Origin of the sequence: Asaia bogorensis (genome assembly GCF_900465345.1) — a bacterium.
GTDB classification, from domain to species: domain Bacteria; phylum Pseudomonadota; class Alphaproteobacteria; order Acetobacterales; family Acetobacteraceae; genus Asaia; species Asaia bogorensis_A.
On sequence record NZ_UEGO01000003.1, the window covers coordinates 43,258 to 63,253 of the forward strand.

Sequence of the window (19,996 nt, forward strand, 5' to 3'; positions counted from 1 at the left end):
ATACCTGTTTTCCTTATCTTTTTTCCTATCCCTCCCTTTCCCGCCGTCTGACACAATTCCCACACCTCTGATTTTCCAAGGTGTGGGAGGTGTGGGGAGCCCCGGAACCGATCGCAATGAAGCTCACCAAGCCCGTTCTCGATGGCCTCACATGTCCGCCCGACAAGCGGGACGTGATGTATGCCGATGATGAGGTAAAGGGCCTTCGGGTCAGGGTGAACGCCACAGGATCGAAAACCTTCCTGTTCGAATACCGGTATGGCGGAAAGAGCCGCCGTCTTGGCCTCGGGACCTACGGGCAGATCACGCTTGCGCAGGCAAGGCGTATGGCGCAGGAAGCGCGTGGGCGTGTCCTGGCGGGTGGTGACCCGGTGGGTGAGCGTAAGGTCAGGGCACAGGCCACCCTTGCGGCTGAGGTGCAGGAGGCGCGCGACGCCATCGCTGATGCCCTCACGCTCGACGTTCTGATTGGCCGTTGGCAGGACGGCGCGTTGCGTGACCGGAGCCAGAACTACAGGCGAGAGGCCCCGCACCGTCTGCGCTATGCGTTCGGGCCAAGCCTCGGCCTACCTGCTCGCCAGCTTACCGTGGGTGACGTTCAGGCCCGGCTTGATGACATCAGTGAAGCGCACCCTACTACAGCGCGGCGTGTCCATGCTTACGGGCGGGCCATGTTCGGCTGGGCGGTCAAGAGACGTTTGGTGAGCGACAACCCCTTTGCAGAAGTCGTGCTCGATAGTCGAGATACCAGCCGAGACCGCGTTCTGGACGATGCTGAGCTAGGCGCATTCTGGCGCGCTTCTGGGGCCATGGGCTATCCGTTTGGGCCGTATTTCCGGGTTTTGGCTCTGACATTGCAGAGGCTGCGTGAGGTTGCCGGGATGAGGTGGGATGAAATCGCTCCAGACCGCTCGACCTGGACCGTGCCCGCTGGCCGATCCAAGAACGGGAAGGCTCATATCGTTCATCTGTCGGAGGCAGCACGGCGCGAACTGGCGGACGTGCCTCGACGTGAGCTTGCTGATGGCACTCTCTCGCCTCTGGTATTCACGACAACCGGCCACAGCCCAATTTCCGGCTTCTCAGATGCTACCGAACGCCTGGGGCGTTTGATGGCTGCGGACATAGCCGAGCGGGCTCCTCAAGAGCAAAATATGGCGGGAAAGAATGGGCCTGCCCCAGCCCCAAGCTGGACCCTGCATGACTTGCGTCGAACCGGCGTGACGACGATGGCGCGGCTGGGCATTCCGCCGCATGTTGCGGACCTGACCCTCAATCACGTTCCGGCGTCGCTCAAAGGTGTTGCCGCGATCTATCAAAGGCATCAGTTCATGGATGAGCGGGCGCAGGCGTTGAACGTCTGGGCATCCCACATTGAAAGGACGGCCATCGCGTCCGGGCTGGTCGAGGTTCACGGAAACGTGGTGCCATTCCGACGCTGAAGGCGAACACCCAAGAGCATGATCGAACGTGTCCAAAACGCTATTTTGTGCTATGAACTTGAGTAGGCTTACCGGCCTTCGTCCTTCTCGCGGCGTCGAGTTTTCCACGCTCGCGAGACTCGTTCAGATCAACAATAGTCCTGTTGTTCGGCGAAGACGAAATAAGGGTATCGTCCCCTGAAACACTTATAACAAAAATGAGTTAGCGCATTGGATCATATGGCCTTGCTAAGTGGTTCATATGGTCCGATATATACGCTCATGATACAAGGAGCTACCATGCAGACGGCCCCGTCCATTCGTGCGCCTGCTGGAGACCTGACCAGCGTCGCTCTCAAAGCAGTCAACCGCATTCTGACAGAGTGGGCTGTGCCCGCTTCTAAAGCCGCACTCTTGTGCGACATGTCCGACAGCACATGGAAGCGCGCGCGCAAGCCTGGCTTCGCAGGTGAGCTTACGCAAGATCAGATGCTCAGACTGAGCGCCCTCATAGGTATCTACAAATCCCTTAAGCTCTATTTCGATGACGATCTGGCCTTATCATGGATCAAACTTCCCAACGCAGGGCCGCTATTTGGTGGCAGTGCGCCAGTTGACTCATTGATCGAATATGGCCTGCCTCATTTCCTGAGCGTACGGGGCTATCTCGATGCCCTAAGGGGTGGCGTGTGAAAACGACCACGATCTGTGAACGCGGTCTGATTCGTCTGATACCGGCCACCCATCACAAGCCGCCTACTCTTCGGGGATTGGTCGATACCGATGCGGAAGCAGCACTGTTAGCTGAGGTCGAGGCTATGACCAGTGGTAGGTTGGTTGCTGAGGCTGGCCGCAATCGGCATCTGGATAGTCGTGAGCTTGCCTGGCAACGGCGGAATAACGATCTTCGGGTTTATGGTGTCAGCCACATCAACGCAGCGTTTACCTACACACGAGCGGGCGGAAGCAGATTTAATTCCGAGGCCCGTGGTGCCTGGTATTGTGCCTGGACACTACCGACCGCCATCGACGAGGTGGCCTTTCACAAGGTCAGGGAACTCGCCTATGTCAACGTGTTCAAGGACAAGACACGCTACGTCGAGCTTCTGGCTGACTTCATTGGTGAGTTTCCTGATATCACCGACGAGGCAGATAGTCCCTGTCTCTCGCCTGACGCGAATATAGGCTACCCTGCCGGTCAAAAGCTTGCCCTCGACTTGCAGAGGGAGGGTGCGAGAGGCCTGATTTATCCTTCGGTTCGGCATCCAGACGGGCAATGTCTGGTCGTGTTCAGTCCCTCTGCAATCCAGAATGTGCGACCTGGTGCGCAATGGGACCTCGAATGGGATGGTAGTCCTGAGTTTACGATGGTGGGTGTGTAAACGGCTTTTCGTTCACAAGCTTTTTCGTGGGGGTATCACCGTAATGGTGGCACCCTTTTTTCGGTGTAATGCTTGATCTCAGCCTCCATAATGGAGGTGCAGATATGTCATGGGCCGGTCTGTTCTAAAGGTGTGGTCATCATGACCATACCTCTACTCAAGCTTTAAGCCTGTGTGCCGGTCGCGTTTGTTCTGAATTGCTGTGAGAGCAATTCAGATGTTGCCTGCGCACTGACTGCGCGCGGTAAAGGAAGAGCAAGTGCGGCCTCTGGCGCCTGAAAGGCTGTTATAGCCATGCAGAGCATCGGATTACGAGGGATACCCCCCTGATGAAAAGGGTATTGCTGTTACAGCAATGGGTATGTGGGCTCGGCAGCAACTCTGCCCCCCTGAATGGTGGGGGCAGGTATCTCCTTGACGGAGATACCTTACGGCTGGGGGCATAAACAGTCAAAGGGACCTCTTTTATGAAGGTCCCTTTGAGGATTATAAGGCGAACCAAGAGAAGGATGGTTTTTGCTTCATATTGAAGCAAAAGCCTTGCAGCTTATCGATTTGAGATAGGGGTACGCCCCCAGAGAATAAATCGATTTCACTCTGATGGCCGATTAGGAAGAGCAAGGAAATCAACCAAGTGCGCTCGCAGCACTTGGCGAGCAAGCAAGGCGGCTGCATCTGCGTCGGTTTGCTTTCCAGAATGGGAAAGCAACGGGCCCGTCTCTGTATCTCCGTAAAGGAGATTCAGATGAGACCTGCACGCAAGGGTGTGGCTGTTACAGCCACCCCCTTCGCGACGATGGCGTTTAAGTCTTGAGCTTGCGCGCAGGGCGTGCCTGTCGTGCGCCGCGCTCGACCTGAGCTAAAGCGGCGCTCACATCGATATCCGGTTCCTGCACCGCGCGCGCGCGCTCTGCATCGCGTCGTGACGTATCGAACTCAGCGTAGCGCTCGTGGGCGATGTTTTCGGCAGAGATTTTGGAGCGATTGCCGTGCCCGTGCAGTACCGGCAATTCATTGCTCACCAGAAAGCGATCAAGAATGCCCTCCCATTCAGCAAGGCGGATTGTCTGGCGGCGGCTGGCTCGGAGATCGGCCGTGTCGAGGAACATGGTGACGATCAGGTTCAGTTCTCGAATTTCAAGATCGCCAAGATAGTTCTTGGCGACGGTCACGTCTGATTTGCGCACTCGCCCATGTTTCCATGTGGTGAGGCCCATGTTCGGGGCTGACGCATCGGATCGTGCCGCGATCAGTTCAGCCGCTGTATGGTTCGTGACGGCGTAGAGCATCTTGTTCTGAATTGTGGCGTAGAACTGATCGACGATTCTTGTGCCCGTCTCATAATCCTCGCTTAGCGCAAGGATATCTCGAAGCTTGCGGTAGAACTGCGCCTCGGATGCCCTGATATCCCGAATGCGCTCAAGAAGCTCATCAAAATAGTCGAATTTCGGGTCTTTCAGTCGGGCGTCATCCATGACGAAGCCCTTGATCAGATACTCTTTCAGCGTAGTGTTTGCCCAGCGGCGGAACTGCACCCCACGAGGCGATTTCACACGAAAGCCTACAGCCAGGATCACGTCGAGATTGTAAAAATCAATCTCGCGTTCGACATCACGGGAGCCTTCAGTTTGAACTATCCGGAATTTCCGGATAGTTGACGCAGGGTCGCATTCTGCATCGGCATAGACGTTTCGGACATGCTCATTGATCGTTCGGACATCCTTGTCAAAAAGGTCCGCCATATCTTTCTGGCTGAGCCAAACAGTACCGCCAACGGATTGGAGCTGGATGTCAATCTCGCCGTTTTCGGTCGTATAGAGAATGATTTGTCCTGAATTCATGCCTCTCGGTCCTTTTTTAACCGCACTCCTGGACCATCGCCATTCTCAGCGATGAATTCGACGCCAGCGGCCTCTAGGGCGGTGCGTATGGCTCCAATGGTACAGGGGGTAAGCGTTCTTGCCCGGCTCCAGCCATGGAGCCGTGTCAGGAGAGACGCTGGTGCTAGCGGCTAACTCCTGTACTCCCCAGCCAATAGCGACTCGTGCCATGATGTTGTAGCCTAGGCAATGCGTGAGATGGGTCCGAGCGAGGCCCTCATGGCCCCGTGGCAGGATGGCAGCGCGGGAGCGGAGCCGGATGAAGCGTGGTAGGCCTCGGGCACGCATCTGCGACGCTTTATGCGGCTAAGGTCTGAGGCTGCTTCCATGCCAGCAAATACGATGGCGGCGGTGCAGGCAAAGGCGCGTCTGGCACTTGTCGGAAAGCCACAACAACCAACGCTCCTGACCGATCCGGAGAGCCCTGAAGCTGTCGTCTGGTCCTTGTGCCGTGACCTTCTCGCGATGACGGCAGGTGTGCCATGAGCATGCCATTCTCTGCCCTGACTGCGAAGCAGGAAGCTGCGCTAGCGCATTTTGCGAGCATCCCCGCACAATCACGCGGCCCATGCTTTCAAGGCCGCCATCGTGGAACATATCCTACCGCGTAAGGTCGATAGCTTTGATCTGGATAGCTATTCAGCCCCGATACGGCTTTCCGTTTCTCTCGCCCGCGACGTGAGGGCGCTGAGATGATGCACTTATCCTCCGCCCGATTCCTATTGCCTGTTCCACCTATGTTTCCCATTCTAGTCGATGGCGCGGCTAGGTCTGGCCGCCGAACGCCGGAGCCCCACGTCTGGCCCGCCGCGCCATTTTCAGTGCGTGGGGACTGCTGGCATGGGGCGGCAATGGATGAAATCGGGGTGCCTTTAGCGCAGGCTGGATGCCTACTAGAGGAAGATAAACGTCATCTTCAGAGAGAGTTTGACGATCTGCGGGTTTTGTTCAATCATTTCTATATATTCAATCTCAAGCAGGAAAGGTTAGGCCGGACCGGCATAAGAAATCTTGGTCTTGCGAGAATGAGGCACGACTATAAGTTATCTCTTTTTAAAATGTTCAACGCCATTTTAGATATGTTGATAAATTCTAACCTATGCCTAATAGGTAGGCCGAGATCCATTTATACCGAACCAATATTAATTAAAAAGCACATAATTCCTTATATCAAGCTCATCGATGAGAAAGCATTCGCGCGTTCGGAGTGCAAGGTGGAAAACGTGGTCTGGTATGATGTACGCTTGCTGACAACGGTAAGCGAGTCGGCGTCTCATGCTTTGCTGAGTAACAGTGGTATGACGCGGGTGACGGATACTGCGTGTAAATCGGCCAGCGGACATGTGGCTGATGTTTTTGAGGGGTCGACAGCGATAAGGCCCGTCAATCCTGCGGAGGCAGAGAGTCGAGTAAGCTGTCCGAGCGAAGGCGGCGTCATTGAGGCGCTTCTTCGTCGCTCCGATATAGGCGACATGACAAAATCAGCCATCGGCAAGATTGCTCGTGATATGCGCCCTAGCCTGTCAAGCAGTCGCTTCGAAGGTGAGTTTTGGCGAAATTTGAGGGTCAAGGCCGAGGAGCGAGGTATCTCACTTCGCAAGCGCGGTAGGCCGTCGATCAAATAGGGGGTCTGTGTCGCTATCGCAGGCGACTATCGACCCGAAGGCCCTGATTGTGAGTGAACACGACGCCAAGCTTTACACGGGGTTGAGCAGCCGCACATTGCAGCGCCTGCGCCTTGATGGCTGGGGGCCACACTTCATCCGGACGACGAGCAAGAAGGTCGCATATCGGGTCTGCGATTTGCAGGCGCGGGTTGACGAGCGTCTCGTTACATCGACATCGGATGACACTGTTCGCGGTGTCGGTGGGTCATGTCCGACATCGGCGCAGTGCTTGAAATCAGCAAGCTGCGCGACGCCGCTACTCGACTGGATGATGACAAAAGGGGTCGCGAGTAGTGGCCCCCCTTGGGCGCGCGCAAGAGGCAGTCGCTATAAGCAAGTCCGGCCTTTGGTTGCCCGTATTGACCAGCCGCAAGCCTGAGGCGAAGCGCTTCAAAAGATGGCTTACCGGCGAGGTCATTCCTGCCATCCGCAAGACGGGCGCTTATGTTGCCGGAATGCCTGGCTTGGGCTCACTCCCGGTGGAAAGCATGTTTTCGAGAAAGCTGCGCAGGAGTTGTCGGAGTGTATGTACTCTGAGCGTATGCCTATTACCGGACGAACTATAGGTGACCTCCAAGAGGGGCAGCGAGAGCAAGCCATGCGGTGTTTCGTGATCATCTCAGTTAGCGGCTTCATGGCTGGCTTATGCCTTATACCGCCCGCCATCGCTCAACCCTGTCCCGGCACGACGACGCCTGAGGTTGAGGCATGTAAGAGCTTGAGGCTTGGGTCGAGCGAAGATGTCTTAAAGCGGTATGTGAGTGCCGCGGTTACACGCGCTAAGCGTGAGGGTGGTGATAAGACGCTACAAAGTTTTTTGGCTTCTCAAGCGGCCTGGACGAACTTTCGCAATCAGGAATGCAATGCCGTCGCTCTCTCATGGCAACCCGGCTCAATCGCCAACACAATGGCTTTGTCCTGTCTTGATCGTTTGACGGTCGAGCGCACTCACGAGGTCTGGGAGAACTGGCTGCGTTACATGGATAGCACTCCCGCCGATCTGCCAGAGCCTTCAGGTTCAGATGTGTCTCGATAGATCAGCGATAGTCCTATCCCTCACCGCTTGAGCCGTAACGGGCGTTCCCGATTTAGCTTCTTGTTTCCATCTACGTATCTTGCGAATCGTAAATCTACCACGCATATTGCGTTTAGAGACATGCCTCACGAGTCAAGCGTCATTCTTCGGGTGATGCTTTTTTGATTCATGGGGCCCCCTGCAACCACGGAATGAAGGAATTGACCATGCACGCCATGATGAATCGCGTTCCCGTTCAGGGGAGCATGTCATGAGCACATACGAGCAGAAAGTTGCCGATCTCGTTCGTAGCCAGGCAGGTCTGCCTGACGTGCCAGCGATAGACCTTGATGCCATAGCCGAAAGATGGGGCGTTCAGGTTCATTACATGGACGAGGACGACGCAATCCGGGATGGGGCAAGTGGGCAGTTCCTGTTAAGGAATGATCGTCCTGTTATCCTGATCAATCCGTTGCGCGCGCCAAGCCATCAGAGGTTCACCTTTGCTCATGAATTGGGACACTTTTTCATGGGGCATGGGCCGCGCGCCCGAGATACTAAGGCGCAGCTACAGAAGCGTGACCCTGTAGAGTTTTCGGCAAATCGCTTCGCAGCCGAGTTGTTGATGCCTGAAGATCATGTGAGGGAGGCAGTTCGCAGTGCCACCCCAGTTTACCAGATGGCGAGGCAGTTTGGCGTATCCGAAGAAGCGATGGGGTATCGTTTGAAAAACCTCGGATATCGCACGATTGATGTCTGAACGGCCAGAAGACGCGGATTTTTCCGGAATAGGAGATGGTGAGATTGCCGAGCAGGATCAGGCTCTCGCCAAGCTGAGAGCCGATGCGCTCGCCACTCTGACAAAGGAGAAAGAGCAGCTCATAAGGTACCGGTTTGTCCTTTTTGTTGGCTCTGGTCTGGTCGCCGTCCTTTTCATACTGATCATAGTATGCCTGGCGCTCTACTATATCCGAGGCCGCTTCCTCTTGGATTTGGCAGAGCAAGCTGACTGGCATGCACTTCTGGCGGCAGATGCGATTTTCGTCCTGCTTGCGTTTATCCCGCTCTCAATATTCTGGACATTGGCGCGCCTGGTGCAAAAGGAGCAGGAACGTGATCTGGCGGGAGACGCGCCGGTTCTGGGCTCTCTGTCCAAGGTGCTCGATTCTGCCAAGGACCTGGTGGATACTGTTAAGGGTGCGTTGACGGGTAAGTGAGGGTAGCCTTCACTTCTGACCCTCATACTTTTCCTTCCAAGTCGAAACGAGGAAGGACGCCATCGTGCCGGCAAGATTGACTGCGAGTTCCGCGTGCCTGGGCTGCGGCCTTATGGGGTTTCTACCCTGCCCGTGAGCATCGCCAATCTTGTTTCTTATGGTTCCAAGCCCATTCACGATAGTCTGACAGCCGCCCAGGATCGCTTTGAAGGTCTCTTCCTGATGTTGGCTGGGGGCAAGGTTCAGGCGCGTTGCGGCTAACAACCAAAGCTTTGGAAGGTCTGCGTTCGAGGGGTAAGCCTCACCCGCATCATCGAGGATATGCTTGCATACGGTTTCGAGAAGGGTGCGCGCGGCGGTGATCGCGCCATCGGGATCGGATAGGCGACGATCAAGGGCCTTTTGCCAGATGTCGGTCACATGCGCCGGATCGAAGGTCTGAAGCGCCTCTGAGATTGGCGGGATTGCCACTCCGCGATGCTGTGCTTCAAGATGCTCAAACGTTGGCGCAAAGCTATCCCAGATATATTTTCGTCGCTCTGCGTAGGTCGAAAACTTGGCTTTGATAAACTGCCAGAATTGGCTGTTGTTTCGATTGAGGCGCACAAAGTCGGGCAAACGGCTTGCGATAGTGGGCTCTTCCAAGAGTTCCTGTCGGAGACGGATGAAGACAAAGTCGTCCAATGGTGTCTCGCCTGTTGCCCGGCATATGAGGCCCATCTGAAACTTTTCGACCTTCTCCTTGAGCGTTCGCTCATCGTCCTGGTCGTCAAAGTCCATCATGTAGCCGCTCCCTGAGGCGAACCCCTGGACCCCCACCATTCTCCGCGATGAATTCGACGCCAGCGGCTTCTAGGGCGGCGCGTATGGCTTCAATGGTACGGAGGTTGAGGTTCTCGCCGCGCTCAAGCCGTGAAACCGTGTCAGGAGAGACCCCCGCATTAGCGGCTAACTCCCGCACTCCCCAGCCAATAGCGACTCGTGCCATTTTACATTGCACAGGCAAAATCATCGTTACCCCGTTACGATACCCTTGCACTGTTATGAGTGCGGTATTATCGTAACCGTGTTCTGACATCATTACAATGTCAGGCGACCGAGTGCGGAGATTGCACCTTCCACACTCGGCCTAACCAAACCCGAAGGAGAATTTCGGCAATGGCTGAACACGCCCATAGCATGTCCGCGCCATCGCGGGCAGCGTCGATCTGCGTCCAGTTTGTGGCCGGGATCGCACTCTCATTTCTGCTGGCCATCGCGGTCATCGGCTTGGAAACGCCCGATCCAGTCACGTCCGGCCATGCTTACGCAGTGGAGGCCGTGCGATGAATGCCGGTGTCACGCGCCGTTTGGCGCTCACAGGGCTACTGCCCATCGCTGCGCTTGCGGTCGCGCCCTCTCTCGCTGCCGGGCGATCTGCCGACAGTCGCCTCATAGAGGTCTGCCAGGAGCATCGAGCCATATGGGCGTCTATAGCTGCCCTTGATGCCATCCCCGCGCATATCTCCGGGTCTCCTGAAAACCGATCCCGTGAGGCGCAGATCGGTCTGCTAATGGATAGAGAGCAGGTGCTCCTTGAAGAGTTCGCCAGTCTGCCTGCCATGACAGAACGCGGGCTGGCCGAAAAGGCCGTGACGATAAAGGGCTACCTGCCACGTCATCTTGCGGACATGGAACTGAATGAGGCGAGCCCTGAGTATAGGGCGCTTCTCTCCCTGCTCAACGATGTTGCGCGTTTCGGTGCCTGCACTGGTATGGCCCACGCGGTCGAGACGGGAGGTGTGGCATGAGTGCGAAACCGCTCGATCTAACGCGCCGGAGAGCCCTGACTGGTCTCGTGGCTCTGCCGCTTATCACAGGGACTCGTGCTGATACTCTAGCCTCCCCTCCTGCCGATGATACCGCTCTCCTGGGTGTTGTAGCCGAGGCGATGCGTGAGATGGCTCGGAGCGATGCCCTCATGGCCCCGTGGCAGGATGGTAGCGCGGGAGCGGAACCGGATGAGGTGTGGGAGGCTTCAGGCACGCATCTGCGACAGTTTATGCGGCTAAGGTCTGAGGCTGCGCTCATGCCAGCAAACACGATGGCGGGGGTGCAGGCAAAGGCGCGTCTGGCACTTATCGGGGAGCGCCAACAACCGACGCTCCTGGCTGATCCGGAGAGCCCTGAGGCTGTCGTCTGGTCCTTGTGCCGTGACCTTCTCGCGATGACGGCAGGTGTGCCATGAGTACGCCATCGTCTGGCCTGACCCGACGCGGGGCTCTTGCTGGCGCCTTTATGCTCTCCGGTTTGGCCGTTGGCACGGCATTAGGCGGTGAGGGTGTCATGCGCCCAGATGACGCTTTGCATCACGCCAGTGCTGTATTCTGGGACTGCGAGGCGAGATTGGAGGCGTTGGAGCGCGTCCCTGATGGACCGTTCGGAAGTGAGGTCAATCAGCGTCATGAAGCCCAGCGGGATGCTCTGACTGCGGCGCAGGAAGCTGCGCTGGCGCGTCTTGCGAGTATCCCCGCACAGACTCATGCCGCCCTTAGCCTAAAGGCCGCCATCGTGGAGCGAGTCCTGCCGCGCGAAGTCGATAGCTTCGATCTGGATAGCAATTCAGCCCCGATACGGCTCGCCGTTTCCCTTGCCCGCGATGCAAGAGCCCTAGGCTGATGCAGCTATCGGCTGCGAAATCCCTATGCAGTATTCAAGAAGGCCACTTTCGAATGCCCCAAGATTCAGAATTCTCCAGTGCGTTGCGTGAGGCGCGGTCACACGAACATCGTTTGGCTCCTGCGTCCGTAATCTGCGCTTCAGCGCTCGCTGCTTCGGCTGCGGTCAAAACCATGGGCATCCTAGGTCTTTGCTACGCCTATCACGAGGTTTCCCGTTCCATAGAGGGATTGCCGTTTGCCTCGGACCGCGAGTTTAGGAAGCTTTTTGACTGCAAGTATGCGGTTATCCGCGATCTCGCTGCGGTAGAGGCGAAAACGCCATATGAGATCATGGCCAAAGCCAAGATAGTGCAGCCTCATTTGGAGCATTATCTCAAGGTTCATGAGGGCAAGGGCGACGATCCCGAGATTCAACTCGCTCTCTCCCTAGCCCGTGATGTCAGGGCGCTCGCATGATGCAGCTATCCTCGCCCCGATTCCTATTGCCAGTTCTGCCTATGTTTTCCATTCTGGTCGATGGCGCGGCTAGGTCTGGCCGCCGAACGCCGGAACCCCACGTCTGGCCCGCCGCGCCGCTTCCAATGCGTGGGGACTGCTGGCGTGGGGCGGCAATGGATGAATACGGGACGCCTTTGGCGCAGGCCGGGTGCCTGTTGCCTGCGGATCGACGCTATCTGCAAGAAGACTTTGACGCGCTTGCTCGTGAAATGGATGGCGGCATTGAGGCTCATTATCTGCGATATGGCAGACCAAACGTAGGAGCGGCTTCTTTTCAGGCAGGCGAATATGCATATGCTGCTCAGCGCCTGATAGAAGCACTGATAGCCGAGGTTAAATCAGGGCATCTATGCGCTATTGGCCGACGTGGGTCCCTGGATGCCGATGCTGTAGTTCTTCGTCAGGCTTATATTCCCTACATCCAATTGAGCCCGAGAGAGTTTCGGCGTTCGGCACTGAGGGTCAATGGTGAGCCTTGGTATGATGTCCGTCTGTTTATCCCTGACGGTGGTGCACAGATCGTGCAGTCTCAGAAAAAAGGGTCTGCACCGAGTGAGGAGCAATCCATCAGTACGCCCGATGCAGAACTGTCGGCCACAGTTCCGGGGAGTGAAATCGAAGTGCAGCCCGCCTCTATGCCGACTTTGCGCCCAAGCCTGGATGAGGTGATTGAGGCTTTGCTTGCGATGGCCGACATCAGAGAAATGACGCAAAAAGTCATGTTTGCTCATGCCAAGCGCATGAGGACGAACCTTACCAAGAATTATTTTGAAAACACGCTGATGCCTCAAATTCGCGTGGCGGCGAGCCGGTCAGGCATTGCCTTGAGAAGGCCAGGCCGACCGTCAAACAAATAGGGGGGTAATAAATAGAGGGCGATTTATTACCCTCCTAATTATTCCCTCTTTTTCCCCCAAATTTTTATGCGGTTTTATCCCGGCAAGACGCCAGTCGCGACAAGAAGATCGCTGACGGTGCCTGCTAGAGGGCTTTCAAATGGTTATCGATTATCTTCATCGTCCGGATCACGGAAATAGGGGGGCTGTGTCGCCATCGCAGGCGGCTATCGACCCTAAGGCTTTGGTTGTGAGCGAACATGATGCCAAGCTCTACACGGGGTTGAGCGGTCGCACGCTGCAACGCCTGCGCCTTGAGGGCCGGGGGCCGCACTTCATCCGGCTGACGAGCAAGAAGGTCGCATATCGTGTCTGCGATTTGCAGGCATGGGTTGCCGAACGTCTCGTCACATCGACATCGGATGCCTCCGTTCGCGGTGTTGGAGGCGCAGCATGAGTGCCGAGATCATCGCCCGGACATTCGAAGGCAAAGAATGTCGTTGGCTAACGACTGCCGGAGAGCCGTGGTTTGTGCTTGCCGATGTTTGCAAGATGGCAGGTGTTGCTAACCCGGCACGCGCAGCCAGCCGCCTCGATAATGACGAGAAGGGTGTTCATACTGTGAATACCCTTGGCGGGCCTCAGTCAGTAACAGTGATCAGCGAGTCCGGCCTTTGGTCGCTCGTATTGACCAGCCGCAAGCCTGAGGCAAAGCGCTTCAAGAAATGGCTTACCAGCGAAGTCATTCCTGCCATCCGCAAGACGGGCGCTTATGTTGCCGGAAACCCTGGTGATAGCGCGATGGACTTGGCCGCGAGGGCAGATGCCGCCGTGCGTGATGCTCTCCAAAGGTTTGAGGCGCAGGTCGATGTGCTTGGAACTAAAGCCCGCGCCTATGATCGCCTGACAAACGCTGAGGGGCTCCACAGTCTCACGGAAGCAGCCAAAGAATGCGGCTGCCCGCGTGATCGCTTTCTTGCTGTCCTACATGCGCACGGATGGATTTACCGCTCTGCGGGCAAGAAACGGTGGTTGGGTCATGCAGCAAAAGAGCGGGCCGGGCTGGTCAGTCACAGAACCTGCGACGTGCGTGATGCAGATGGTCGACTGCATACCAAGGCGCAAGTGCTCATCACCGCATCGGGATTGGCCAAGGCTGCGACACTCCTCGGCATCTCGGAGGGCGTATGATGGGCGTCGTAGGCTACTCTGTCATAGGGGACGCGCGGGCAAATCTCGCCGCCATCGGTCTCATTCATCCGCGCGCTCATCTCCGGCTCAATCCCGGCGAGAAGCGTCTTTTCGAGGAAGCTGCGCAGGAGCTTTTAACAGGCGAACATGTGACGATTGGAAACTGCCCGAACCTTTACAGGGCAATGGTGATTTCTCAGGAGCGCGGTGCTCCGGAATGGTGCTTGAATCCGGACGACGCATTCACATCAGATACCGCGATAGACCTTACAGCGCCCGTCTCGTGGGCTGCTTGCTGGATCGCTGAGCGTATGGGAGCTATACCCGTCTCAGAAGCGCGGCGGGTAGTGTGCGAGGAAATGTGGGCGCTTGCCGGGGCGTGTGACCATTGGCTCTATGGGGCCCGTGATCGCAAGGGTCTTTATATCGCTGATTATATAGATCGGGCATGGCGGGCTGCGGCGGTCTTCGGACCGATGTATTTCTTGCTCGGTGACGTAACGCCGGGACCAAGCGGCCCCATCTCATCCCGAGCTGGGCGGTCATCGCCTGCATTGGTGTACTCTGCGGTTCAGGAGGGCGCGCCATGAGCCAATCCGCCCTCACTATGCGTCTGCCCGCGATTGATCGCAGGAGCTATCTGAAGCAGGCCGATGATGACGGGGTATTATGGCGGCCCGATACGGCATCCGGCAGCTTGGATGATCGCTTTCAGGGACTTCTCTCTGCGCTGTTGATGCCTATGGCCGGTGCATCGGCGCTCTGGCGTTTGCGGTCCTCTCGTGCGGCGGGATTGTCGCCAAGCGTTGAAATGAGCGATGGCGTGGTCTGTCAGCTTATTCGCGCCAGTCGGATCACACGGTCATTGATCCGTGCGGATCTGGCTTTTCATGACCTGGTGGCGCTACAGGGGGCCGCCATCGCTCAGGCAGCGTTCTGCTTTACCTCCCCTGTCATGACGCTCGCGGCACGGGCAATTCAGGTCGATCCGGCGCTTGATCTGCTGCCTGCCTGGCTCAATGGGCTCGGCTGGAACGATCTCGTTGCACATATGAGGCGGCGTGACATTGCGGCTCAGGCCGTTCTCGCCGGACAGGCAGTGATTGACCACGTTGGCCAAGCAGGGCGTGTGATCCGGCTCAGGGGGAGTTGCCATGAGGCATGATGCCGCATCCCTTGCCCGCATGTTGTCTGACCGTGCCGATGCTCTGGCGCGCGAATTGCTGCCTCACGGCAAGCGTGATGGCGTCGAGTGGCGTTGTGGCTCCCTCGCCGGTGAAAAGGGACAGAGTCTGGCAGTTCGCATCAACGGCGAGCGGCGTGGGGTCTGGGCAGATTTCAGTTCCGGTGAACGGGGGGATGCGCTCGATCTGGTCGCCGCCTGTTTGTTTCGCGGTGACAGGCGTTCGGCCATGGACTGGTCACGACGATGGCTGGGTCTGTCTAATGACGGGGCGCCTGCTCAGGAACGGATAAGCAGGCCGCTAGCGCCCGATAAGTCTGATGCAGGTGTCTCAGGTGAGATCGATCAGGAAGCTCAGAAAAGGCGCGCTCAGGCCCGAGCCCTATGGTTTCACGCGGATCCCTGCATCGCTGGAACACCAGTCGAGGATTATCTGAAAGGGCGTGGGCTCGATCTGCGCGAACTTGGCAGGGCTCCGGGCGCACTCCGCTTCGCTTCGGCGTGTTGGAATGGGGAGCGGCGAGAGGCGTTGCCCGCGATGGTTGCCGCCATTGCAGGGCCAAATGGCAAACATGTCGCCACCCATCGCACATGGCTTGAGCGGCGTTCTGACGGGCACTGGCAAAAAGCAGCGCTGGACCGGCCCAAGATGGTTCTGGGCGGCTTTGCCGGGGGATGTATCCGGCTGTGGCGCGGGGCGTCTGGTCTGGCTCTGGGGGTCGCTCCTGAAGGGGAGAGTGCCATCGTCTGCGAAGGCATTGAGACGGGGCTGGCTCTAGCTCTTGCATGCCCCGAACGGCGCATTCTCGCGGCAGTATCAGTGTCGAATATGGCACGTCTCGTTCTACCGCCTTCGATCACGGATGTGACGATAGCGGGCGATAATGATGGCGACAATCAAGCTGCACGACGCGCCCTGGAAGCGGCATGTCGTGCTTTTGCAGAGCAGGGGCGAACAGTCCGGCTTGCAATTCCTGAAATGACTGGCGCGGACTGGAATGATGTCTTGCGGGGGCAAAATGACGAAACAGGAACACGCCCCGCGCGGGCGTAAAGCGGTGAAAGACGCCATCGATGGCGCGAATGTCGTTGCCATGAGTGGTAAGGTGGCGAGACGAAAGCCGAAGGCAGAGAGCAAATGCGGTCGATTTTATGCGACTGACGATGGCCTTTTCCGCCGGTCGTTTGACGACAAAAAGCAGGATATATTCATCGGCTCCCGTATCGACGTTGTGGCGGAAACGCGCGACGGGGAGAGTGGTAATTGGGGCGTTCTCCTCGAATGGATCGACCGGGACGGGATCGATCACGTCGAGAGCTTTGCAAGAGAGGCGGCCACGGGAGATTGCGCGGCTATTCGTAGTCGTCTTGCGCATGGTGGCGTTCGGCTCGAACCGGGTGCGGCCGCCAAAAATGCTTTTGCTGAATGGTTCGCTTCAATCACCTCCCCTGACAGGGCTCGTTGCGTCGAGCGAATTGGCTGGCATGAAGTCGGAATGCGTCCGGTCTTTGCTCTGCCCGCCGTCACCTATGGCGAGACGCGAGAGCGTGTTGTGCTCCAACGTGAGAGCCCCGAGCCAGACCTGTTTGGCGTAGCTGGCACCGTCGCGGACTGGCGTGAATCGATCGGGCTGATGTGCCGGGGTAATTCGCGTCTTATTATGGCAGCATCGGCAGCGTTCTCGGGGTCGCTGCTCTATCTGATTGGCGAAGATGGCGGCGGGTTTAATCTCGTCGGTGCGTCACGTGTTGGCAAATCGACCGCGCTACATGTGGCGGCATCCGTGATTGGTGGCACCTCCGCGCTCGGTGCTGGCGGCTACATAAAAAGCTGGCGGGCGACGGGTAACGCGCTCGAAAGCGTGGCTCAAGGGTCCTGTGATGCGACTCTTGCCCTCGATGAGCTTGGCTCGCTGGACCCTCGTGAAGTGGGTGATGTCGCTTATATGCTCGCCAACGGCTCCGGTAAGGCGCGCGCTAACAGGACGGGTGGTTCACGCGCCATCGCGCGTTGGCGCCTCCTGTTTCTAAGCACTGGTGAAAAAGGTCTGGCCGATTTGAACGCTGAGGCTGGCCGTGCGACCAAAGCTGGGCAGGAAGCGCGTTTCGTTGATGTCCCTGCCGATGCAGGAGCAGGCTACGGCTTATTCGAGAACCTGCATCACGAGGATGCGCCCGGTGATCTGGCCGAATGCTTGCGTGAAAAAACGGGCAAAATCTATGGCGCTCCCTTCCAGGCTTTTCTGGCACACCTCACGGGCTGGATAAGCCGGGATGGTCTCCCGGCTGTCCGTGAGATGCTGCGTGCTCGTGTGGCCAGGGTGTCCGCTGACTACCTCACGAATTGGACAGACGCTTCAGGTCAGGTTCGATCCGTCGCAAGGCGCTTCGCCATCGTTGTTGTGGGTGGGGAGCTTGCGACGGAATGGGGGATCACAGGATGGGATGCAGATACAGCGCGTGAACTGGTTCGCCTATGCTTCCAATCATGGCTGTCGCAGCGTGGAACGGTAGGTCGTAGGGAGGATGAACAAGCCGTGGCTCAACTACGGGACTTTCTTGCCCGTCATAGTGAGGCGCGCTTCGAACGTTGGATTGATCCTGGGGCTCTTGAGGGTGATCCGCCTGACGATATGGTCGGGCCGCCATCTGAGAGGTTTAGGACGCAAAATCGGGCAGGATGGAAGCGTTGGTGCAAGCTTGGTGATGGTGTCTGGGGATGGGCTTTTTATCTGACCAGTCCAGGCATGAAGGAGGCATTGCTCGGCCTCAATCAGGTCGATGCCAAGCGCGTTTTGCAAGAGCGGGATTTCCTCGTGGCGGGCCGCGATGGGAAGTTCTCGGGACTGCACTCGCCGCCAGGCATAAAGTCCGTCCGTCTCTACGAGGTTCGATCATCTATCCTTGGGGAGAGCGCGGGCGATAGCGATTGAAGTTGCAGGCTTGCGAAATTGCGCAAGTTGCCGTCGATGGGCGGATTGAGGGTCGGGACATTGTTCCGGCCCTTTTCGTATCTGATGGCTATCTCAAAATCCTAATCAGGATACGGGACCTTTCATTGCCGGATTATCCGGCAATGGGCTTTGGTGGCCCGACCGTGGATGCCACAAGCGAACATAGTATATGGCCCGACAAGAAGGGGTACCACCGTAACGGCGTTACCCTCCGCGTGGGCTCTCTTTCGGTAAGAGTGTCACCATGATGGTGATACCCCATCACGAGAAAGGTATGGCTGTGGCAGCCACACCTACAGAAGGGGACCAGATAACGGCGGGAGTGCTCGTCGCGGTGCGGAGATGGCCTTGCCGCTGCCTACAGGCTTCCATGTCCCTGATGCATGTCTCGCATTGTTCCAATAGGGCAAGGTCTAGTGGAACAATGAGACTGGAACACTTTTCCGTTCCAATAGGGTTGATTTTATAGTTTTGGAACGCCTATAAGATAGGGTCTAGACCCTAAAGGAACACTTCGATGAAAATCGGCTACGCTCGCACTTCCACCACAGAGCAAATCGCAGGGCTTGCTGGGCAGGAGCGTGATTTGCAGGCTGCCGGTTGCGAGCGGGTGTTCGCGGAGCAGATCAGCGGGGCGATCACTGAACGTCCGCGCCTCATGGCTGCTCTGGATACCATGCGTGCAGGAGATGTGCTTGTGGTGACAAAGCCGGATCGTCTGGCGCGCTCAACGTCAGACCTTCTAAGGCACGTCGAGGACCTCAAGATAAAAGGGTGCGGTTTGATCGTGCTCAGCATGAGCGGTGTCACACTCGACACGACGAACCCGACCAGCAAGCTCATGCTCACCATGCTGGCCGCCGTCGCTGAATTTGAACGTGATCTAATGAAAGAGCGTCAGGCTGAGGGCATCGCGAAGGCTCAGGGCGACGGCAAATACAAGGGGCGTAAGCCCTCTGCCCGTAATCAGGCAGAGGAAGTGAAGTCTCTGGCTAGCCAGGGCGTTTCGGCAGCCGAGATTGCGAGACGCCTTAAGATCGGGCGAACCTCTGTTTATCGGTGTTTGGGGCGCGTGGCGTAAGCTGAGCCACATTGGCTCCGAAGGTGAGGCGCGGCGCGCGGGCAGCGCAAAGGCTTCTTTCCCGCCGCTTTTTCAATTACGGACATCACACCGCATACGAGACCGTCTTTGTTGCAAGATATGCATCTAATGCATATCTGAGGATGCTCTCACTGATCTCCACTCACAGAGACAATGATGGGTTGGTTAGCTGGGTAAAGCGCCGATGGGCAGTGGGAGCTAGGAGTTTCCTAGAGTTTCACCCATCGTTCCCCACACCTCCCACACCTTTCTTTCTATCGGGTGAGGATTGGTGTGGGGGGTATAAACAAAGCAATATCAGTATGTTGTGTCGTTCCCCACACCTCCCACACCTCCCACACCTATTTTCTGTATGGGTAGAGAAAGAGAGAAGGTGTGGAGCACCCTAACGCATGCGCCGAGCGCATATCTCAGAACAGCCGGATTGATCGTTATTACAGTTTGCGCGTGTTGCCCTCTCTGTAACCTGGCTTACCCGACCTGGTTGGCGCTGATCAGCCAGGCACCTCGGAGTGACCTGAAAAATTTGGGTCCCTCCTAGAGAGGCCCCCTGCCGGGGATTGTTCGCACCCCGGTCGGCCACACTCTTCGATAATATCAAAAACAGGTTGGTGTTGTTGTTGTTGTCGTATCGACAGAGCACGCGATGGCAGGGGTTAGCTCTCCAATGAGAGAAAATGCGTCCGTCTGCATCCGAGCGCCGATTCTAGCGTTGGTGCGCTCTGCGGCTTACAGCGCAGAAAAAATGAGACAGATGACTCCGGAAATGCTCCGGATCATAGGAGGCGCGATGACAACGCAGATCACTTCGCATGATAGCGCGAGCAAGATACTGATTTTCTTGGAGAAAATGGTGCCGACACTCGGAATTGAACCGAGGACCTACTGATTACGAATCAGTTGCTCTACCCCTGAGCTATGTCGGCGTCCTTGGCGCGGTGCTATAGCCGAGACCGGGGCCGACTGCAACAGGGCAAACACCTATCTCTC

The 19,996-nt window shown here is 57.1% G+C and carries 24 protein-coding genes, 1 tRNA gene and 1 pseudogene; 21 read left to right on the forward strand and 5 right to left on the reverse strand.

The genetic code is table 11. The features are described 5' to 3' along the window. Positions 1 to 116: 116 nt before the first annotated feature. From ED655_RS01840 to ED655_RS01850, 3 genes are all read left to right on the forward strand, one after another. Entirely contained in the window at positions 117 to 1,442 is a 1,326-nt protein-coding gene (locus ED655_RS01840; RefSeq protein ID WP_205835962.1) for a tyrosine-type recombinase/integrase, read from the forward strand. A 279-nt stretch (positions 1,443 to 1,721) separates the two neighbouring features. After that, positions 1,722 to 2,114 carry an antitoxin Xre-like helix-turn-helix domain-containing protein gene (locus tag ED655_RS01845; RefSeq protein ID WP_122048744.1) on the forward strand — a complete coding sequence of 131 codons (393 nt, stop codon included), beginning with the start codon at positions 1,722 to 1,724 and terminating at the stop codon, positions 2,112 to 2,114. Further along, complete coding sequence (locus ED655_RS01850) at positions 2,111 to 2,803, forward strand: RES family NAD+ phosphorylase (protein WP_122048745.1); 693 nt, start codon at positions 2,111 to 2,113, stop codon at positions 2,801 to 2,803. The genes ED655_RS01845 and ED655_RS01850 overlap by 4 nt, the downstream gene beginning before the upstream one ends. A gap of 803 nt (positions 2,804 to 3,606) precedes the next feature. Here ED655_RS01850 and ED655_RS01855 read toward each other — a convergent pair. After that, positions 3,607 to 4,644, reverse strand: a complete 1,038-nt coding sequence (locus ED655_RS01855) for a virulence RhuM family protein (protein WP_122048746.1) — start codon at positions 4,642 to 4,644, stop codon at positions 3,607 to 3,609. After that, positions 4,641 to 4,854: pseudogene (locus tag ED655_RS15800) on the reverse strand (transcriptional regulator). The gene ED655_RS01855 and the pseudogene ED655_RS15800 overlap by 4 nt, the downstream one beginning before the upstream one ends. A gap of 156 nt (positions 4,855 to 5,010) precedes the next feature. Between ED655_RS15800 and ED655_RS15410 the strand changes: the two are divergent. From ED655_RS15410 to ED655_RS01885, 6 genes are all read left to right on the forward strand, one after another. Then, positions 5,011 to 5,169, forward strand: a complete 159-nt coding sequence (locus tag ED655_RS15410; protein ID WP_162993339.1) for a hypothetical protein — start codon at positions 5,011 to 5,013, stop codon at positions 5,167 to 5,169. A gap of 365 nt (positions 5,170 to 5,534) precedes the next feature. After that, positions 5,535 to 6,308, forward strand: a complete 774-nt coding sequence (locus ED655_RS01865) for a hypothetical protein (protein WP_122048747.1) — start codon at positions 5,535 to 5,537, stop codon at positions 6,306 to 6,308. A 335-nt stretch (positions 6,309 to 6,643) separates the two neighbouring features. Next, the gene (locus ED655_RS01870) at positions 6,644 to 6,916 is read left to right on the forward strand and encodes a BRO-N domain-containing protein (RefSeq protein WP_122048748.1); all 273 of its coding nucleotides are present in this window, start codon (positions 6,644 to 6,646) and stop codon (positions 6,914 to 6,916) included. Positions 6,917 to 6,984: 68 nt separating this feature from the next. Beyond that, entirely contained in the window at positions 6,985 to 7,386 is a 402-nt protein-coding gene (locus tag ED655_RS16035) for a lysozyme inhibitor LprI family protein (RefSeq protein ID WP_408735637.1), read from the forward strand. Between the two features lie 250 nt (positions 7,387 to 7,636). Further along, positions 7,637 to 8,125: an ImmA/IrrE family metallo-endopeptidase gene (locus ED655_RS01880; protein ID WP_122048750.1), complete on the forward strand. Its 489-nt coding sequence runs from the start codon at positions 7,637 to 7,639 to the stop codon at positions 8,123 to 8,125. After that, positions 8,118 to 8,582: a hypothetical protein gene (locus ED655_RS01885; protein ID WP_122048751.1), complete on the forward strand. Its 465-nt coding sequence runs from the start codon at positions 8,118 to 8,120 to the stop codon at positions 8,580 to 8,582. The genes ED655_RS01880 and ED655_RS01885 overlap by 8 nt, the downstream gene beginning before the upstream one ends. Positions 8,583 to 8,591: 9 nt before the next feature. Here the strand turns inward: ED655_RS01885 and ED655_RS01890 are convergent, their stop codons facing one another. Together ED655_RS01890 and ED655_RS01895 are read right to left on the reverse strand one after the other, a co-directional pair. Continuing rightward, complete coding sequence (locus ED655_RS01890; protein WP_205835963.1) at positions 8,592 to 9,365, reverse strand: abortive infection family protein; 774 nt, start codon at positions 9,363 to 9,365, stop codon at positions 8,592 to 8,594. After that, entirely contained in the window at positions 9,352 to 9,570 is a 219-nt protein-coding gene (locus tag ED655_RS01895) for a helix-turn-helix domain-containing protein (RefSeq protein WP_122048774.1), read from the reverse strand. Before ED655_RS01895 ends, ED655_RS01890 begins: the two co-directional genes overlap by 14 nt. A 170-nt stretch (positions 9,571 to 9,740) precedes the next feature. On the opposite strand from ED655_RS01895, the gene ED655_RS15415 reads away from it, so the two are divergent. From ED655_RS15415 to ED655_RS01950, 12 genes are all read left to right on the forward strand, one after another. Further along, complete coding sequence (locus ED655_RS15415; RefSeq protein WP_162993341.1) at positions 9,741 to 9,911, forward strand: hypothetical protein; 171 nt, start codon at positions 9,741 to 9,743, stop codon at positions 9,909 to 9,911. Next, positions 9,908 to 10,372 (forward strand): hypothetical protein, encoded by a 465-nt coding sequence (locus ED655_RS15420; RefSeq protein WP_162993342.1) that lies wholly within the window; start codon positions 9,908 to 9,910, stop codon positions 10,370 to 10,372. Before ED655_RS15415 ends, ED655_RS15420 begins: the two co-directional genes overlap by 4 nt. Next, the gene (locus ED655_RS01905; RefSeq protein WP_122048753.1) at positions 10,369 to 10,809 is read left to right on the forward strand and encodes a hypothetical protein; all 441 of its coding nucleotides are present in this window, start codon (positions 10,369 to 10,371) and stop codon (positions 10,807 to 10,809) included. The genes ED655_RS15420 and ED655_RS01905 overlap by 4 nt, the downstream gene beginning before the upstream one ends. Next, complete coding sequence (locus ED655_RS01910; RefSeq protein ID WP_162993343.1) at positions 10,806 to 11,240, forward strand: hypothetical protein; 435 nt, start codon at positions 10,806 to 10,808, stop codon at positions 11,238 to 11,240. The genes ED655_RS01905 and ED655_RS01910 overlap by 4 nt, the downstream gene beginning before the upstream one ends. Continuing rightward, entirely contained in the window at positions 11,240 to 11,698 is a 459-nt protein-coding gene (locus ED655_RS01915; RefSeq protein ID WP_122048755.1) for a hypothetical protein, read from the forward strand. Before ED655_RS01910 ends, ED655_RS01915 begins: the two co-directional genes overlap by 1 nt. 155 nt (positions 11,699 to 11,853) lie before the next feature. Continuing rightward, positions 11,854 to 12,597: a hypothetical protein gene (locus ED655_RS01920; RefSeq protein ID WP_162993344.1), complete on the forward strand. Its 744-nt coding sequence runs from the start codon at positions 11,854 to 11,856 to the stop codon at positions 12,595 to 12,597. Between the two features lie 139 nt (positions 12,598 to 12,736). Then, complete coding sequence (locus tag ED655_RS15425) at positions 12,737 to 13,033, forward strand: helix-turn-helix transcriptional regulator (RefSeq protein ID WP_162993345.1); 297 nt, start codon at positions 12,737 to 12,739, stop codon at positions 13,031 to 13,033. Next, positions 13,030 to 13,767 (forward strand): phage antirepressor, encoded by a 738-nt coding sequence (locus ED655_RS01925; protein ID WP_162993346.1) that lies wholly within the window; start codon positions 13,030 to 13,032, stop codon positions 13,765 to 13,767. Before ED655_RS15425 ends, ED655_RS01925 begins: the two co-directional genes overlap by 4 nt. 586 nt (positions 13,768 to 14,353) lie before the next feature. Beyond that, on the forward strand, positions 14,354 to 14,932 hold the full coding sequence (locus ED655_RS01935) for a hypothetical protein (RefSeq protein ID WP_122048759.1): 579 nt from the start codon (positions 14,354 to 14,356) through the stop codon (positions 14,930 to 14,932). Continuing rightward, positions 14,922 to 16,004: a DUF7146 domain-containing protein gene (locus tag ED655_RS01940; protein WP_240993447.1), complete on the forward strand. Its 1,083-nt coding sequence runs from the start codon at positions 14,922 to 14,924 to the stop codon at positions 16,002 to 16,004. Before ED655_RS01935 ends, ED655_RS01940 begins: the two co-directional genes overlap by 11 nt. Before the next feature lie 4 nt (positions 16,005 to 16,008). Next, on the forward strand, positions 16,009 to 17,883 hold the full coding sequence (locus tag ED655_RS01945; protein WP_240993448.1) for a DUF927 domain-containing protein: 1,875 nt from the start codon (positions 16,009 to 16,011) through the stop codon (positions 17,881 to 17,883). A 538-nt stretch (positions 17,884 to 18,421) separates the two neighbouring features. Next, on the forward strand, positions 18,422 to 18,985 hold the full coding sequence (locus ED655_RS01950) for a recombinase family protein (RefSeq protein WP_122048761.1): 564 nt from the start codon (positions 18,422 to 18,424) through the stop codon (positions 18,983 to 18,985). An 872-nt stretch (positions 18,986 to 19,857) separates the two neighbouring features. Here the strand turns inward: ED655_RS01950 and ED655_RS01955 are convergent. Then, positions 19,858 to 19,932, reverse strand: a tRNA-Thr gene (locus ED655_RS01955). Between the last annotated feature and the right edge of the window lie 64 nt (positions 19,933 to 19,996).